Origin of the sequence: Sphingomonas sp. Leaf21 (assembly GCF_916858675.1) — a bacterium.
Lineage (GTDB): Bacteria > Pseudomonadota > Alphaproteobacteria > Sphingomonadales > Sphingomonadaceae > Sphingomonas.
This window is the reverse complement of record NZ_CAKASM010000041.1, coordinates 1-15705: the sequence shown is the minus strand read 5'-3', so window position 1 is coordinate 15705 and position 15705 is coordinate 1. Positions and strand designations below refer to the sequence as shown.

Sequence of the window (15705 nt, the reverse complement as noted above, 5' to 3'; positions counted from 1 at the left end):
GCGGGGGCCGCGGCCCTGCTGAAGCAGTACTGGCCGCAGCTCGGCGGCCAAGAGATTAGCCGCATCATGCTCGACACCGCGACCGATCTCGGCGCGCCCGGGGTCGATCAGGTCTACGGCGTCGGTCTGCTGAACGTCGAGAAGGCGATGCAGGCGCAGGCGCCAGCGACGTCGTTCGCGGCGGCAAGCACGGTGCTCGCCCGCTATTCGTCGCTGGTTGTGTCCGCGCCGTTCGGGGGTGCGGCAGGTGCGGCCGACCTCGGTTCGCGCACGTCGACGATGACCGTGTTCGACCGCTACGGCCGGGACTACCTGATGACGGTGCCCAGCGGCATCCGTGCGCGGTCCTCCGGCCTGCTCGCGGGAGGGCTCGCCGCATCTCCCTATCCCCTTCGGTCCTCGTCATGGTCAGACGTGAGCCTGGGCATCGTGACGTCGTCGACGACAGGGCCATGGCAGGCCGCCGCGTCCGGCCGACCGGCGATCGTGGCCTTCTCGCCAGCGGCTGGTCAGACGGTCACACTGGGCGCGAACGTCGCCGTGGGTCCGGGTCGCAGCTCCTCGCTCGCCGGTTCGTATCTGCGCGGCGCCATCGGGCAGCCGATCGGCATGTCGTCCGAATGGTCCATCGGCGGCTGGTCGGCTTCGTTCGCATTGGGTTCCTCCATCGCCGCGATGCCCTCGTCGTTCCGACGCGGGTCGCGGAGCCGTGAGTCCGGTCTACGCACCGTCGCGATCTCCACCCCGTTCGGTGTCGGCCTGGAGGTGTCGGAGCTCGTCGAACGGGGTCAGGTACTGGGGCTGCGGGACGATGCGGGGGCCGGTGCGGCCGGTGCCCGGACCGTGCTGGCGACCACGACGGTGCGCCGGAACGTCGCGGGCGTGCAGTTGTCCGGTCGCGCCACGGTCGGCAGCAGCAGGGCCGCCGACGCGGTCGCAGGCGTCCGTTTCGATGGCGGCATCGTCAGCACCGCCTTCGCGATCGAGGGCGCGCATTCGCTGTTCGGCGGGTTGGCGACGCTCGGGCTGTCGTCGCCGTTGCGCGTCGAGCGGGCACGGGCGTCGCTGCTGGTGCCGGTCGCGTACGACCTGATGTCGGGTGTGCTCGCCGAAGAACGCCCGACCTTCGATCTGTCGCCGGCCGCGCGGGAGCTCGACCTGGAACTCGGCTGGTCGACTGAGCTCGCGCCCACCTCGACGCTGCGGATCGGCGTCGCCCGCGCCTTCGATGCCGGCCATGTCCGCGGTGCCTCCGACGTCGCCGCTTTCTTCAACCTCGTCGTCCGCTGAACCGCAGGGAAAATCCATGTCCAGATCCACGTCCATGTCCGCCGCTGTCCTGCTCTTCGCCGCCGCCACGGGCTTGAGCGGGTGTGGCAATTCCAAGGCCCCGAGCAAGGAGGCCTTCGCCACGGCGCTCGAACCCGTCGTCCGCGATGTCTTCTGCCATCCGATCGACGTGATGCGGTACGAGGTCGAAGGCGAGCCTGGCGGCTCGGGGTTCTCGATCGTCACCTCGCCGAAGCCGACGATGGCGGGGCCAGGCTCCGATGGGAAAGCGGTCGCGATGCTGGACGGTCTGGCCGGCGTCGGGCTCGTCACGCGCGCGACGTTCGAGAAGCCCGCGCGGTGGAGTGGTTCGAACAATCCGTTCGTGCGCCAGCCGTTGATCTCGTACGCACCGACCGAGAAGGGTGCGCCATACCTTCATATGGTCAAGCGCAAGGCGACGAGCGCGACGGTTGCCGTGCCGTCCTTCTGCCTCGCAAAAGGCGAGGTGGTCGACGTGGTACGCTGGACCGAGCCGACCGACATCGCTGGTCATCGGGTCAGCCAGGTCACCTACACCTATCACGGCGTCGAGCCGATCCCGGTCATGCCGCCGGCGGAACAAGCGCGCTTGGCCGAGCCGCAGGAGAGGACGGTGCCGTTCGAATTGCAGAGCGACGGCTGGCATCCAATGCCGCGCTGACGATCGACGTGACCATCACCATCCCATCCATTTCGGCCTACACCATGACCCGATCGCCGAGCGCCGGGTCGTCAAGGAACACCATGATGAGAATGACCAATGCTGCTGCCATCGGTGCCGTGATGGCGTTGTCGCTCGCCACCGCTCCCGCCGTGGCGCAGAAGGCGCGATTGGCCGCACAACCCGCGTCTTCCGCTAAACCGTTGGCGATGGACGTCGCCGGCGTCCGCCTCGGGATGCCGCTGGCCGCGGTACAGGCAGCGCTGGCGGGGACCTACCGTTGCTCGACCTACCAGTCGGCCTCGTTCCGGCAACTCGTCGAGCGAGAGATCCGCAAGCGCAAAGGCATCCCGGACGGCTTCGGCCCGGATGGCACGGCCGTTGGTGATCTGACCTGCCAGGGTCCTGCTGGTGAGCATCTCCGCCTGTTCATGGCGCAGACGCCGACGGGGGAGATCGTCGACCGGATCGACCTGACGGTGTCGACCAACCGCGTCGATCCGGCGACTCTCCTTGCGCAGGTCGAGGCCAAGTACGGGCGGCCAACTGAGGGCGTCCCGTCGAACGGATCGTGGTGCAAGAGCCGATGCGGCGGCGATCTGACAATGGAGGCCAATCCGCGCATCACCGTCAGGTCCGACGCCTGGTCCCTCAAGATATTCGGCACCCGGGGAAGCAGCGCGCGTCTTGCCGATGAGGCTGCGGTGAAGGCGGCCGCCGCGCGCGAAGCACCGGCTGCGGCGCGCGGCGCTTTTTGAGGTCGGGCATGATCACGGCCGTGGTATCGCTTCTCGCGCCTGTAGTCGCGTTGTCGCTGATGGCCGCCGCGCCAACGCTCGCGAACATGTCAGTAGGCGTCCCGCGAAACGGCGTCGGGGCCACTGCGTCCGTAGCACCGCTGCGGCCGCTGTCGATGCCGATGGTCATGAAGGCGGGCGCAGTCGGGACCGGCTGCTCGTGGTCGCTGGCGAAGGACAGGCGCATGCGCTTCGCCGCGGCCGACGACCGTGCCGTGATCCGTCTGGCCAGCGGCATCGTGCATCTTCGGCCTGCGGCCGGCGCTGGCGACCTTTTCCCGTTCACCCATCATCGCTGGGTCGGCGACAGCATCACCGTGACGGTGACGCCCGTCGGTCGATCGACATGGCGGGGCACCGAGGTGAACGAGGGGGCGGCCGACATCGAGGTTCGCAACGGTGACCGCCGATGGATCGCGAGGGGGCGCCTGACCTGCGGATCCTGACCCCAGCCAATGAGGATCGGCGAGCTTCGGATGCCTTTCGGATCAGATAGGAGGAAACAGAAGAAGCCCGGGCAAGATTTAAGGCGCAACAGCGCAAAAAGGTGGTGACCACCTTTTTGCGGGGCTGACCGACCGTCGGTTCGGAGACATCCCCCATGTCCTCCACCTTCGGCTCCGGAAGGCATTTTTGTTCGAGGGCAGGGGGCGCCCCCTTGAGAATGGGGCAGCGCCACGAGACACTGTACGCCATGACCAGCGGTGCCGACCCACAAACTGCCTATCCGCAATATGCGCATCAGCTACAGGCGCTGCTGCGGCGCTTGGCGCGTGAGGATCGCGAGGCGATCGGCGCGAGCTTGCGACGCGGCGGCTTCGGCAAGCGGGAAATCGAGCCTGGGCTAGCTGTCTCACCTGGTCGCGTGCGGGTAACATCCGACGCCGGCGCGCATACGCTATCGCCCTCGCGCGAAGCCACGGGAACGCGCCGACGTATCGCAGCTGCGGGCGGCAATGGTGGGCGGACGACTGCGGTCGACTTTTCGCGGGCCAGCCCGCTTTCCGTGACGCCGCGCCAGACCGGCCCTGTGCGGATCCCGCATTTCGACATGATGCGGATCAGTCGCACCGTCGTCCCGCGCGCGAAGGATGGCCGTACCCACCCGCGCTATCCCGACCGAAGCGGCATCGCGGCTGCCCATCACGATTATGTGACGCGCGGCGGTGTCGCCGACTTCGAAACCCATCTCGACTATATCACCCGTACCACCGCCGTGGAGAAGAATGACACCGCGCTGCTGATCGACATGCTCGACATGGACGAAGATCGCCGGTTGCAGAACCACCTCGCCATCATCAGCAACATCCCCGGCGGGCGCGAGCGGGAACGCAGCCTGTTCGAGGCGGCCGAGCGTTGCGAGCGGCAGGCGAAGGGCGGGACGCTGCAGGTTTCGACGCAATATGCCGATGACTGGATGCTGCTGGCCACCCGATACGATGCACCGGGATGGGTGCGCAAGGCCGCGGTGACGCTGCAGCGGAAAAGGCTCGCCCAGGAGACGGAGGCGAAGGCCAAAGGCAACGCCCTTGTCGATACCATCGTCGACATCGCCAAGGTCAATCTGGAAGAAGCCTATAACCGGCTGGTATGGTGTGATGACCAGAAAAACCTGCCCAAGGCTGCACGGCCGAACTGGAAGGCGGGACCATGCGGGCGCACCCAGACCCGCTTCGTCGGCGAGCTGCCACGCGGACTTAAGCCGGCCGAACGGCGCCTGGCGCTCGAACGTTTTTGCGAGCATCTGGCTGCGGAAGGCTGGATGTATGTCGCCGCGATCCATCGCCCTGATGCGACGAACGACCCCGATAACTTCCACTTCCACATCGATTGCTATGATCGGCCTGCACGCTGGCTGACGGCGAAGGAGATCAATGACGAGCGCAACCCCCGCAAGCCCTTCGAAGGCGACGGCTGCTGGGACTTCGAATATTCCGAGCGCAAGCGGAACGGCAAGCTCTGCTACCCCTATCGCCAGAACAAGATTGCGGAGTCGACCCGGGACGTGCCGAAGGACGGCGAAAAGGCCGTTTCCCATTTTGTGGCTGGTCAACGCTACGTCAAAGCGTTGCGCAAACGCTATGTCGACATCGTCAACAAGGTCGTGGATGGCCGGGCGGGCAGCCCCGTCTACGCCACGGGGACGTTTAAGGACGCCAAGATCCGGCTGACGCCGATGGAGCATCTCGGCTCCGCCGTCACCGCCAGCGAGGCCAGGGGCGAGGTCACAGCTGCCGGTACCCGAAACGCCCATATCCGGTTCAATGATGAGATGCGGCGGCTTCTGGAGCAGGCCGATCTTGACCGGAACGAGAATGGGTTCAAGGCTTCCGCCGCTTCCCTGAAGGCGACTGCACACTGGCAGGAACTGGCAAACGCTGCCGTGACGCGGCGGTGTCAGGCGGGGCTGGTCGCCATCGTCGAGCGGATGGTGCGCTCACGCGCCGAAACCGTGCTGCGTGTCGGCACTGCCAGTCTGGCCGTGCAGGATGAGGCCCGCACATGGCTGGGCGAGATCGACGCTATCGTGAACGCCACTACACAACAGGCACTCGCAGCGCCGCTGGAGGATAGCGATGCTAAGATCGAGCAAGCCCAGGCCGAGGTTCTCACCCTCACCAGCGATGGGCGTGAACGGTTGCGATACGTCCCAGCAGATCACGCCAAACTGAAACCGTTGAAGCCAGTACCGCCGGCCTATCGACCGCAGGTCGAAGAGCGCCTGCACCTATGGCTGATTGAGCATCGCCGAAGCCCCATACACTTGCGTTTCGTGCCAGGCGGATACGCCATCGCCAAGACCGTCCCACCCGCGGTCCACCGGCTGTTTCGCCTGTTCGGCGACGATCCTAAATTCCAGAAGTTGCTGTTGGAAGAACGCCAGCGGCGCAAGGTCATGGCGGCATCGGCAGCTGTGGCCCAAGATCTGATGAAGCAGGACGATAGCGGCAGGGCGGTCCTAAGCGGCGAGGGGTTCGGCCACGCGCTTACCGTCGCAAACCGTGGTGCCGACGGCGGACGTTCACGCACGCTGGCAGATATCGACAGCCTTCATGATGTCGAGCTGCTGCAGGCGCTGCCGACAATCCAGGCCAAGCGCCGACGGAAGGCGACAGTTGCATCGCCTGCTGGCCCCGATGAGCTTGCCGCCACGTCGCCCATAGACGTTCCGGAGCCATCGCCCGCCGATCCTGCGTCGAGAGGCAAGTCGAGCGGCTTGCTCGGCCAGGCGGTTGCCGCCGCTGGCGACCGGCAAGTGGCCCCGCCTCAAGCCGGCATATCGGATGGAAAACGGGATAGCGGCGGCAGAGGCCCCGCCGCTGGCGTAACAATCCAGACGAGTAAGAAAGGACAAGAAAGATAGACGCCGCAGTAAGGGGGAAGCTGGGCTTTTGAGCCCTGAAGATCGATGAAAAAGATCTGAGGCGCTTGCCCGGACCGCTCGGTTCGCGGCCCTTAAGCTTCGGAACTGCCATGCAATCCCTGACCAACCCCGTGCACTCGCTGCCGCACGTGCTTCTACACTATCTCGCCACCGGCTTCGGCAAGCCCGAGGTGCCCGCGCTGGTATCGGGCGGAGGTATGCCCGCCGATACCCTGATGTTCGATGCGCAGTCGGTGATCCTGTCGTTAACCTGTGTCGCCGCGCCGATGTTCCGCAGCAAGATCGAACGGCTCGCTGCGGATCAGTCGATCGATGTCATGTTGGTGCGCTGCTGCCTGACCGGCGGTGACCTGCTGCCGGTATCGATCGATGTCGTGCTGGCGGGCGGCGGGCTCACGCCCTTCAAGCTGGAAGACCTGGCGCTTTACCGCCATGATGATGGCGGCCTGTGGCTGGTGCCGTTCGGGTTCGGCGGTGCGATCCGGCTGGAGGCGCATGGCCTCGAACTCTATCTGGTGCCGCCCTATGCAACGCTCGCCGACCGTGCCGACGGCATCTACCGCGCCGCGTCCGACGTGGCGGAACGCCTGTATCCGCAAGGTGCGTTCTGATGTCCGCCAAGGCCAAGCGAGCAGCGGCAACGCCCAGCGTCGAGGTCAACCCGGGCTGTCTGCCGGATCCGGCGAACCCGCATAGCTGGCTGGTGCTGATTGGCGATGATACCGATCGCGATGCGACCCGTGTCATGTATGGCTGCCTGCGCCCCAGCTTTCGCGGTCACCTGAACAGCGCGACGGCCTTTGCCGCCGCCAAACTGACCGTCGGTGCACCACCTGACACGTCGGCATGGACGCTGACCGCCGCGCGGGCTGAGGTGTTGCTGCCGCCGGGGGCCGATGACCGGCTGTCCGATCCGCGGATCCTGATGGAGACGGTCGACGCGGACCTGCCGGTCAAGGCCAAGGCGCTGCTCGCCTATCTGACCTTCACCTTCCCGACGGCGCGACTGCATGAGCAGTATGAACTGGTCCGCGACTTCACCCGCCGGTTGATCGTCGACCCGTTCGAGGTTGCCGCGTTGCTGGTCCAGCATGCCCCCCACCGGGCCGGCAGCGCCAGCCCGCCGCATGTTCATGCCCTTCTTGCCGGACCCAGGCGGCTGACGCCGCTCGGCTTTGGCGAATGGGTGACACCGCTCGCCACCGACAAGGCCCATGCCTTGGTCGGCAACGCCTTTCGCCAGTTTCAGGCCAACTGGCGGTAGCCCTGAGCATGCTGGCGAAAGTCGGCGGCGAACCAACACCATCATCAGGAAGCATCATGAACGATAACGAACCCTGGCCGCGGATCGGCCAGGCGCTGAACTCGCACGTCGTGCGTACACTGGCGCAGGCGGCTGAGTGGCGACTGACCGACATGCCGGCCGACCTCGGCCTGCCGCTCGCCGGCTGCCTGTATAGCGAGGCGAACCACCTGCTGGTCACGACAACGGTCGGCAATCTCGCAACTTCCATCGCCGCGATGGACAGCGCCCTGGTCGCGACGCGGTCGGATGCGCTGATCATCAGGACGCCGGCAGAGGACCCGATGCCGGGCTTCGCCCTAGGCCTGTGGCACAGCGGGCGGGTCACCTGGCACTGGATGCTGACGCTCTGGGTCGATGTCGACGCTGGCCTGTGGCTCGTGCCGACACCGGACAAGCGGGATGGCACGGCCGCTTCGGGGTTCCGGCTGACGGCGCGCCATCTTCGTGTCGAAGAGGTGCCGTGGCGAACGGCGCACGAACGCGCCGATGGCTTAGTCCGGGCCATCCGCATGCTGGTCCACGGCGAGCGCGGCACGGCGTCCGGCCCCGCGGGCGGGGACAATCGGTCGTGACGGTGCCGATGCCTCGCCTGCTGCGGCAGGCGTGCTGGGGGCTCGTCATCGTCTTCCCGCTGCTCGTGCTGGCTGGCCAGCGCTGGCAGCACGCGGCGGCGGGGCCGGGTACGCGAGGTGTGACGGCGGTCGCCGCCGTCATCTGCCCCGCGGCCATCGAGCGGGTCAGGCCGGTGCGCGTGACTGATGGAGCGCACGCGCTCGACCGTGCTGTCCTGCGGCGGATCGCGGTGCAGCTTCACATGGGATTGGGGTGCTCAGTCCCGGTTGAACCGCCCGCCGTGCGGGCCGATCGACGGCGTGATCACGGTGGAGGAAAGAAGATGAGGGGGATGGGCAAGTCGATGTGATCCCCGTGGTGGGGATGAAACAAGGAAGACAGACCATGAACCCCGACCAGACCGCCCATGTCCGCGCCCATGTCGCTGCCGTTTCCAAGCTCCTGCTCGGCAACAAGATCATGAACCCCGGCCTGATGATCATGGCCGGTGATCCGCTTGATCCCCACCAGCGAATTGCGTTCGGTCGCACAGCAGTCGAGGCACAGGTCGATCTCATCTATCTTGAATTCGCCGTCGGCGAAGACGACGTCCCCGTCATGACCGGGATCACCGTCATGCTGCCGCGCGACACCATCTGCTACGTTTCGACGGAATGTCGCCTGTTGCTCATCCCGGGCAAGGCTCGCGCGGTGATCGTGCCGCAAGACGGGGCTCAGTCCCACTTCAAGGTACTGCCGGGCGAGATCGTGCAAGTCCGGGGTCGACCGGCATCGCTGGCGGCCGGATGCGACCGCGCGACTGCTAAGCTGGAAGTGCTCGTTCGCGATGGCGCCGATTTAGGGAACCAAGTCAATCTGCAGACGTGGTGCTAATAGTTGAGAGGTTGCCGTGCAAAAGGCGGCAACCTCTTCAACCCAGCTCAACTGCCTCGGCCTTGCCATCACGGGCTGCGTGCTTTTCCGAATAACGGCCTCGAAAGTCGTTATCGAAAGGTATCATATCCTGGTATGATGTAACCATTCTGTACGGCGATGATTAGGACAAACCCGTCGTTCCGATGCCGCAGGTTGAGCGTCAGCTCTTGACGGAAGCCGACGTTCGGCGCCTGTTCGTGCGGCGTCGCGATACGACTGAAACTGGGCAGGCTGCTGTCTGTCAGCTTTTGGCACAAGATCAGCAAAAGCCGTCGTTCACAAATCGAGCGCTCGACTGTAAATACAACGGGCCGTAGGCTCGAAGCCTAATCAGGGAGCCAACTTTCTGGCGCACGGCGCCAGCCTCAAAAAACCGAGGTTTCTGAGTTCTGTAGTGAGGAAACGCTGTTTGACGCCGTTCCCGACAATTTCACGCGGCGGCTCGAATCATTGGTAGCCTGATCCGGAAATATCCGCAGGCTTGTGACTGGGGGATGGCAATTGGCGTTCGTTTTCTACGATACCGAAACGACAGGCATTTCGACCGACTTTGACCAGATCCTGCAATTCGCAGCGATCCGGACCGATGCCGATCTTAACGAGATCGAGCGATTCGAGGTGCGGTGCCGGCTGCTGCCGCACGTCATCCCGCATCCGGCGGCGCTCAAGGTTACTGGCATGAACATCGCCCGCGTGACCGATCCGAGCCTGCCCTGTCATTACGAGATGCTCCGGGCGATCCAGGCCAAGATGGCGGAATGGTCGCCGGCGATATTCGTCGGTTATAATTCTTTGAACTTCGACGAGCATCTGCTGCGCCAAGCGCTGTTCCGGACGCTGCATGCCCCGTATCTGACCAACACCAACGGCAATTGCCGGGCCGATGCGATGACGCTGGTCCAAGCAGCGTCGCAGTTCGCGCCCGATTGCCTGGTCGTGCCAACCGGTCCCAAGGGCAATGCCGTCTTCAAGCTCGACCAGCTCGCCCCGGCTAATGGCTTTGCCCATGACCATGCGCATGACGCGCTCGCCGACGTCGAGGCGACCATCCATATGGCTAAGTGCATCCGCGAGCGCGAGCCTGAATGCTGGAGTCGGTTCGTCCGCTTCTCCTCAAAGGCCGGGGTCAATGCATTCGTCGAGAGCGAGAGCGCCTTCGTGCTGACCGAATTCTATTTCAACCGCCCCTATCACTTCGTCATCGCTCCGCTCGGCGCCGACCCGGATAACCCCGCAGCGCTGCTCTGCCTAGATCTGCGGCACGATCTCGACTGGGTTGCAGCGATGAGCGATGCGCAACTGGCGGTCTGGGTCGGCAAGAGCCCGAAGCCGGTGCGCAAGATTCGCACCAACGCCGCGCCGTCGATCGCCCCGGTCGACGAGGTCCCACAAGCCTTTCTTGGCGCACTCGACGAAGCGGCGATCGCTGCGGCGGCGGATAGGCTGGAGCAGGACGCGGCACTGCGCGAACGCCTGATCGCAGCGGTGGTCGCCCGCCGCGACGAGATCGAGCCTTCGCCGCATGTCGAGGAACAAATCTATGCCGGTTTCATCCCGGACGGCGACCGGGCGCGGATGGACATGTTTCATCTCCTGCCGTGGGAGAACCGGGTCGCGATCGTGGATGCGTTCGAGGATGACCGGCTTCGCTATCATGGCTACCGCCTGATTCACGAGCGCCACCCCGAATATCTGACCGCTGAGCTGCGCGACTTCTACCGCACCCATGATCGCGGCCGCCTGATGGACATGACCGGCACGGCGAAATGGAATACGCTGTTCGCCGCGCTGGCGGCGATTGGCGAGACGCGGGCCGGCTGCGACGAGGAGCAGATGGCGATGCTCGACGCCTATCAGACCTATCTCCAGGCGCGGATCGCCGCCGGCGGCTGATGCGGCCGGCGGTTGCCCCAGACGGAGGCTGACCCGGGCATCGACTAACCCGGGCGGCAGGCTTCAGCCACGCGCCTTGACCGCCGCCTTCACCCAGTCTTCGATATTCTCGGAGATGTGGTTGTAGACATTCTTGCTGATCGAATAGGGCGGATCATAGACCTTGCCGGTCACCGCCTTGCCATCGACGGTCAGACCGGTGAACGGGTCGCCGCCCTTCTTGGCCTGATTGCCATCGCGATCCTCGAGATTATGGATATGGATGGCGAGGACGCCCATGCCCTTGCCCCAAGCCTTTTTGATCTCATAATTGACCCAACGGCGGCCGGCGGTCTTCTCGCCGACCAGCACGACGAGGCAATCGCGGCCCTTCATATTGTCGTCGATCCACTTCTGGATCGCCGCATCGCCGCCGCGCTTGACCGATTCCCAACCATTCGAGTCGAGCAGCGCCTGGCCCTCGATCGCGCCCATTTGCTTGACCTTCTGGACCCGCCAATTGTCGGGCTTGTAGTGGAAGCTGAGAAAACATTTATGCGCCATCGTGCAATCTCCTGATATCAATAGGGTTCAACGGCCGCCGCGCAGGTCGGCGATGAGGCGTGCGATCGGTTCGATAAGTTCTGCTAGGTCGGCGACGGGCTCGGCCAACCGCGCCACGATGTCGCGCTGACCCTGGTCAAGGCCGGCCAGCAGCCGGTCGGGATCCGCCAGCGCTTGCGCCGCAAGGTCCCGCGCGGTCGATCCCGTCGCCCCGATGGGAACCAGGGTCAGGCCATGCTGCAACGCGATTTCCCATTCCCGGACCATGCCGTTGGCCAGCACGATCTCGTCGCCAGCACGTTTGTTGCCGAACAGGAAAAGCGCGACCCCGGCATCGGGGATGATGCGCTGGCGATAGTCTTCCCACACGCGTTCGCGCCGCGCCTGGTCGTCGATATGCTGCGGAAAGGGACGAAGGATCAGCGTGTCCTCGATCCGGCCACGCCCGCCTTCCAGCACGCGTTCGACGGCGCCGGTGAACAAGGCGTTGCCGACGCCGAGGCCAAGGCCGGTCAGCAGCCGCGCGTCCTTTGCCACGATCGCGTGGCCGAGGCGGCGCATGAAATTCTCCACTGCTGGCCGGCCCCATGGTTCGAAATCATCGGCGCTAGCGGAGACAAAGGCAGTCTGGCGGCGGTGACGCCGTTCGATCTCGGCGAGAATCAGTTCGACATCGGCATATTCATCGACGAGGATGACCTGGACGTTGAAGCGCTGGAGATCGTCGACCATCAACCGGTGGCGGGCGAGATTGTGAGCGAATTCGTCGTCGCTCTCATTGGCCAGGCGAGTACGCCGGCGCAGGAACGCGAAATGCTCGCGCTGATTGACTCCGACATGGAGCCGCAGCCGGGCCAGCACCTGTTCGAGATTGGGGTCGGTGAAGCTGAACCCGACGAATAGGAAGGTCTTTGACAGAAGATCACCAGTCAGCGCGCTGACGAACGGACCGCGATCGAGCGCGTAGCGCTCATAGTCGTTGCGCGTGACGACGGCTTCGTCGGGCCGCGACACATCGCCATGCATCTTGTAAAGGACGGCATCGCGCCCCCGCCGAGTATTGGCCAGCTGCGACACTGCTGACTTCACATCGACGATCTTGCCCGCATCTTCCAGCGCGCGTTCGATCAGCCCGTCATAATTGGTCGTCCACCAGGTCCGGATCGGTAGACGGGCAAGACGGCGATGATTGGCAGTCGGCGCCGGAGTCGATGACAGGGCATCGATGATCGCCTGGTTGAGCCGGTGGCGGTTCTTGGTCTTGTTGAGGTGAAACTGGGCGACCGCGATCAGGTCATGCTCCCAGTCGATGCGCAAGTCGAGTTCGTCGGCGATATCGCGCAGCAATTCGCGCCAGTCGACGAACCCGGCGGGGGCCGACAAGCCGGCCCCCGCGAAGAGGGCGGCGTTGCCCGCCTCGATCTCCGCGAGATAGCGCTCGATGAAGCGCGCGACCGGCTTGTCGGTGACGGCGGTCATGTCAGGCGTTCGGCGTGTCGCGGCCATCGGGCTCGCGCGCGACACCCTTGAAGGGCTTGCCGTCGTCCTTGACGCCCATCAGCTGGCCGTTGCGCTCATCGCGCTTCTGCCAGTTGCCGTCGGGGCGCTGGAACTGGGTGCGGCCCGTTACGGCGCCGCGGCGGAAACCATTCCCGGTGTTGGTAGCCATTCTCTTGTCCTTAGCGATGGTGGAGCGGGTCGAAGCGGTTCGGGCGCTGCGGCGGAAAGTCGCCGGGTGCAGGCCGGGGCAATTCGCTCGGGCGCGGCGGCATCGGATAGCTGGGGCGGTCGGGTCGGTTGGGATACATGCATCACCTCATCAACGTCGGCGAACGACTCGCCTGACCCTCGTATGCGGCTAGATTTCGCAAATGGCAAGTTTTTGATCTTTTTTGTTTGTTTTCCTGACATGTCAGGATTCTTGACAGCACTGCTTGAGATCGTCACTACGGCGCCATGAACCCGGATCAGTTCTATGTAGAGGTGGGCCGGCGCATCGCGGCGCGGCGCAAAAGCACCGGCCTGACGCAGGAAGCGCTCGCTGCGACGATGGGCATGTCGCGGCCGCGACTTGCGAGCATTGAACGCGGCGGACAGCGTTTGCCACTGCATGTCGCGCTGACCTTCGCGCGGGTGCTCAAGCTCGACGGCTTGGCGTCGCTGCTACCGTCGAGCGGTTTGACCGACGCGATGGTCGACAACGAGATCCGAGTGTTCGGCCCCTCGGAAGGGGTGAGCGACAAGCAGCTGGATCAGATCGGCGAGATATACCGAGCGGTCAGCTGAGGGGGTGGACGTGGCGTATCTGGACAAGCGGATCATCAGGTCCCGGGCTCGGGACATATTGAAGGAACACGGTATGCTGACGCTGCCGGTGCCTGTCGACAAGCTGGCCAAGAAGATGGGGATCAGCGTGCGCTACGAGCCGCTCGAGGGCGATCTCTCCGGCATGGCGTTCGTCAAAGGCGATGCCAAGGTCGTCGCGGTCAATTCCTTCCACCATGCCAACCGCCAGCGCTTCACGATCGCACATGAGATCGGCCACCATGTCCTGCATGCCGAGAAGCTGCGGGAGGGGATTCATGTCGATAAGATGGTCATGCGCCGTGACGTGCTGTCCGCCACCGGCACCGACGATTTCGAGATTCAGGCCAATGTCTTCGGTTCGGAATTGCTGATGCCGCGCGATCAGATCGTCGCGCTGGCAGGCACGCTCGACCTCGACGACGAGGACCAACTCGCCAAATGCGCCAAGCAGATCAAGGTCAGCGTCGCTGCGCTCCAGTTCAGATTGTCGGCGCTCGACGAGTGAAGGCGAAGCGTGCCGCACGATCGCCGGTTGTGACGCACGCGCTGCGCGACTATCTATCTTCCAGGAGGCCCGCATGCGCGTGAACACCGCCAGTTCGATCAGGACCGCAAATTCGGTCCATAACCGGTTCGGCAGCTGGAAGGCGGCCAAGGCGTCGTCTGACTTCAAGGACGGCAAGTTTGTGGTTCGCAGCAGTGCAAATGGCCAAGTCCTGCCTTCTGCTGCCGAGCCGGGCGCCAAGAAGGCCTGAGTGAGCTTCAGCTACACCCTGTTTCTGGCGCTGCTGCTGCTTGCGCCGGGACTGGGCGTGTGGGCGGGCCTGCGGGCGGGCGAACGCTCGGAGCTTATCTCCCAAGCACCCGAGAAACCGGGATCGACCTTCAGCCTGCTGGTCATCGTGTTCGGTGCGCTCGTCGGACATATTGTGATGTCGTCGCTATTCCTGCTGCAAGCGGCATTGTGTCACACGCTTGGCTGCTGCCTCGGCCTGTCCTTCGATCCCAATGTCTACCGCGTCATCCTGTCGGGTGGAAAATCGGCCGGGACGCCGACCGATGCGGCGTTCCTGGCGTGGTTCGTGGCGCTGCTGCTACCGGCGATCTTCGTCGGCGGCCTCGCTTATTGGGCGAGCGGCTGGAACTGGGTACGTGAAATGCGCGAGACTGCGACCTTTGGCTGGCTCAAGCGCTGGGTCGATGTCGCACGCCCCGCCAACAGCTTCATCATCGCTTATGTGGTGACGACTCTCGAGCATGAGGGCGCCACGGTCGCCTATGAGGGGATCGTCGAGAATATCGCGCTCGACGATAATCGCGCCATTGCGATGATCGTCCTCAGCAGCTGCGACCGGTTCGTGGTGAAGATCAAGGATGACCGGGTCGAGCGGATCGATTCACCGCATCAGACGATTCCGCTCCTGCAACTGTCCGCTGCGAACTTCGCCAATATCGCGCTCGAAGTGTTCGAAGTTCCGGATGCCGAGCCCAGTGCGAACGCCGAGCCTGTCCCCGACACCCCGGCCTTCGCAGATGCCGAGACTGTCACGGACTCCCCGCCCGCCACGGAGGTATAGTCCTCAAACCATCGGCCGAGACAACCACGCCTGCGCTTACAGTGGCGCCTAAGGTTCTGTCCCTACGCAACCTATTGACCGAGCGTATTGGAAAGTTGGCTCGTTTCAACCGCGAACGACCGCTTTCGATCGTTGGCCGGATGATCCGGGATGTCTGAAACTGCGGCGCAAAGCCGACCGGCTGAGTTGCGTGACCCGAATGGCGGGTTTCAGCAAGAGCCGCCGCTCACATCAACGACGCTGAATGTCTTGAGCTGGTCGACAGCTGTCAGCTTGACAGCGGCTCAGGTGACAGAAATTCATTCAAACCGCTTAGTCCAGTCTATGTCGGCGCTTGCCTGAACCAATGCGGCCCAATCGAGAAACGACCAATCGACTTTATGAAGCTCGCGGTTCAGGATCGCCAAGCGAACCCCCTGACCGTATTTTCCCCCGAC

The 15705-nt window shown here is 64.4% G+C and carries 17 protein-coding genes and 1 pseudogene; 15 read left to right on the top strand and 3 right to left on the bottom strand.

Features of this window, described 5'->3' with window-relative positions:
* The 11 genes and pseudogenes from LRP66_RS17905 to LRP66_RS17855 form a co-directional block, all read left to right on the top strand.
* Positions 1 to 1290: pseudogene (locus LRP66_RS17905) on the top strand (S8 family serine peptidase); the annotation flags it as partial.
* A gap of 16 nt (positions 1291 to 1306) precedes the next feature.
* Positions 1307 to 1972: a hypothetical protein gene (locus LRP66_RS17900; protein WP_230483959.1), complete on the top strand. Its 666-nt coding sequence runs from the start codon at positions 1307 to 1309 to the stop codon at positions 1970 to 1972.
* 86 nt (positions 1973 to 2058) lie between these two features.
* Complete coding sequence (locus tag LRP66_RS17895) at positions 2059 to 2730, top strand: hypothetical protein (protein ID WP_230483958.1); 672 nt, start codon at positions 2059 to 2061, stop codon at positions 2728 to 2730.
* 8 nt (positions 2731 to 2738) lie between these two features.
* Positions 2739 to 3215 carry a hypothetical protein gene (locus LRP66_RS17890; protein ID WP_230483957.1) on the top strand — a complete coding sequence of 159 codons (477 nt, stop codon included), beginning with the start codon at positions 2739 to 2741 and terminating at the stop codon, positions 3213 to 3215.
* Between the two features lie 248 nt (positions 3216 to 3463).
* Positions 3464 to 6133, top strand: coding sequence for a hypothetical protein (locus LRP66_RS17885; RefSeq protein ID WP_230483956.1), 2670 nt, complete (start codon positions 3464 to 3466; stop codon positions 6131 to 6133).
* A gap of 110 nt (positions 6134 to 6243) precedes the next feature.
* The gene (locus LRP66_RS17880; RefSeq protein ID WP_230483955.1) at positions 6244 to 6765 is read left to right on the top strand and encodes a hypothetical protein; all 522 of its coding nucleotides are present in this window, start codon (positions 6244 to 6246) and stop codon (positions 6763 to 6765) included.
* On the top strand, positions 6765 to 7418 hold the full coding sequence (locus LRP66_RS17875; RefSeq protein WP_230483954.1) for a hypothetical protein: 654 nt from the start codon (positions 6765 to 6767) through the stop codon (positions 7416 to 7418). The genes LRP66_RS17880 and LRP66_RS17875 overlap by 1 nt, the downstream gene beginning before the upstream one ends.
* A 56-nt stretch (positions 7419 to 7474) precedes the next feature.
* On the top strand, positions 7475 to 8032 hold the full coding sequence (locus LRP66_RS17870) for a hypothetical protein (RefSeq protein WP_230483953.1): 558 nt from the start codon (positions 7475 to 7477) through the stop codon (positions 8030 to 8032).
* A complete protein-coding gene (locus LRP66_RS17865) occupies positions 8029 to 8382 on the top strand; it encodes a hypothetical protein (protein ID WP_230483952.1) in 354 nt (117 codons plus the stop codon). Before LRP66_RS17870 ends, LRP66_RS17865 begins: the two co-directional genes overlap by 4 nt.
* A gap of 35 nt (positions 8383 to 8417) precedes the next feature.
* A complete protein-coding gene (locus tag LRP66_RS17860) occupies positions 8418 to 8906 on the top strand; it encodes a hypothetical protein (RefSeq protein ID WP_230483951.1) in 489 nt (162 codons plus the stop codon).
* Between the two features lie 543 nt (positions 8907 to 9449).
* Positions 9450 to 10841 (top strand): exonuclease domain-containing protein, encoded by a 1392-nt coding sequence (locus LRP66_RS17855; protein WP_230483950.1) that lies wholly within the window; start codon positions 9450 to 9452, stop codon positions 10839 to 10841.
* Between the two features lie 63 nt (positions 10842 to 10904).
* Here the strand turns inward: LRP66_RS17855 and LRP66_RS17850 are convergent, their stop codons facing one another.
* From LRP66_RS17850 to LRP66_RS17840, 3 genes are read right to left on the bottom strand one after another with little or no spacing between them, the layout of a single operon-like run.
* Positions 10905 to 11384: a TIR domain-containing protein gene (locus LRP66_RS17850; protein WP_230483949.1), complete on the bottom strand. Its 480-nt coding sequence runs from the start codon at positions 11382 to 11384 to the stop codon at positions 10905 to 10907.
* Between the two features lie 27 nt (positions 11385 to 11411).
* Positions 11412 to 12863 (bottom strand): SIR2 family protein, encoded by a 1452-nt coding sequence (locus LRP66_RS17845; protein ID WP_230483948.1) that lies wholly within the window; start codon positions 12861 to 12863, stop codon positions 11412 to 11414.
* Position 12864: 1 nt separating this feature from the next.
* Entirely contained in the window at positions 12865 to 13053 is a 189-nt protein-coding gene (locus LRP66_RS17840; protein ID WP_230483947.1) for a hypothetical protein, read from the bottom strand.
* Between the two features lie 287 nt (positions 13054 to 13340).
* Here LRP66_RS17840 and LRP66_RS17835 point away from each other — a divergent pair, with 287 nt between their 5' ends.
* The 4 genes from LRP66_RS17835 (at position 13341) to LRP66_RS17820 (ending at position 15268) form a co-directional block, all read left to right on the top strand.
* Positions 13341 to 13670: a helix-turn-helix domain-containing protein gene (locus tag LRP66_RS17835; protein WP_230483946.1), complete on the top strand. Its 330-nt coding sequence runs from the start codon at positions 13341 to 13343 to the stop codon at positions 13668 to 13670.
* A 73-nt stretch (positions 13671 to 13743) separates the two neighbouring features.
* Positions 13744 to 14196, top strand: a complete 453-nt coding sequence (locus LRP66_RS17830) for an ImmA/IrrE family metallo-endopeptidase (protein WP_230483945.1) — start codon at positions 13744 to 13746, stop codon at positions 14194 to 14196.
* 73 nt (positions 14197 to 14269) lie between these two features.
* On the top strand, positions 14270 to 14446 hold the full coding sequence (locus LRP66_RS17825) for a hypothetical protein (protein WP_230483944.1): 177 nt from the start codon (positions 14270 to 14272) through the stop codon (positions 14444 to 14446).
* On the top strand, positions 14447 to 15268 hold the full coding sequence (locus tag LRP66_RS17820) for a hypothetical protein (protein WP_230483943.1): 822 nt from the start codon (positions 14447 to 14449) through the stop codon (positions 15266 to 15268).
* The last annotated feature ends 437 nt before the right edge of the window (positions 15269 to 15705 follow it).

Coding starts and splice junctions, on each gene's coding strand:
- LRP66_RS17900 (WP_230483959.1), top strand. CDS start 1,307: ATGTCCAGATCCACGTCCATGTCCGCCGCTGTCCTGCTCTTCGCCGCC.
- LRP66_RS17895 (WP_230483958.1), top strand. CDS start 2,059: ATGAGAATGACCAATGCTGCTGCCATCGGTGCCGTGATGGCGTTGTCG.
- LRP66_RS17890 (WP_230483957.1), top strand. CDS start 2,739: ATGATCACGGCCGTGGTATCGCTTCTCGCGCCTGTAGTCGCGTTGTCG.
- LRP66_RS17885 (WP_230483956.1), top strand. CDS start 3,464: ATGACCAGCGGTGCCGACCCACAAACTGCCTATCCGCAATATGCGCAT.
- LRP66_RS17880 (WP_230483955.1), top strand. CDS start 6,244: ATGCAATCCCTGACCAACCCCGTGCACTCGCTGCCGCACGTGCTTCTA.
- LRP66_RS17875 (WP_230483954.1), top strand. CDS start 6,765: ATGTCCGCCAAGGCCAAGCGAGCAGCGGCAACGCCCAGCGTCGAGGTC.
- LRP66_RS17870 (WP_230483953.1), top strand. CDS start 7,475: ATGAACGATAACGAACCCTGGCCGCGGATCGGCCAGGCGCTGAACTCG.
- LRP66_RS17860 (WP_230483951.1), top strand. CDS start 8,418: ATGAACCCCGACCAGACCGCCCATGTCCGCGCCCATGTCGCTGCCGTT.
- LRP66_RS17850 (WP_230483949.1), bottom strand. CDS start 11,384: ATGGCGCATAAATGTTTTCTCAGCTTCCACTACAAGCCCGACAATTGG.
- LRP66_RS17845 (WP_230483948.1), bottom strand. CDS start 12,863: ATGACCGCCGTCACCGACAAGCCGGTCGCGCGCTTCATCGAGCGCTAT.
- LRP66_RS17840 (WP_230483947.1), bottom strand. CDS start 13,053: ATGGCTACCAACACCGGGAATGGTTTCCGCCGCGGCGCCGTAACGGGC.
- LRP66_RS17835 (WP_230483946.1), top strand. CDS start 13,341: ATGAACCCGGATCAGTTCTATGTAGAGGTGGGCCGGCGCATCGCGGCG.
- LRP66_RS17830 (WP_230483945.1), top strand. CDS start 13,744: ATGCTGACGCTGCCGGTGCCTGTCGACAAGCTGGCCAAGAAGATGGGG.
- LRP66_RS17825 (WP_230483944.1), top strand. CDS start 14,270: ATGCGCGTGAACACCGCCAGTTCGATCAGGACCGCAAATTCGGTCCAT.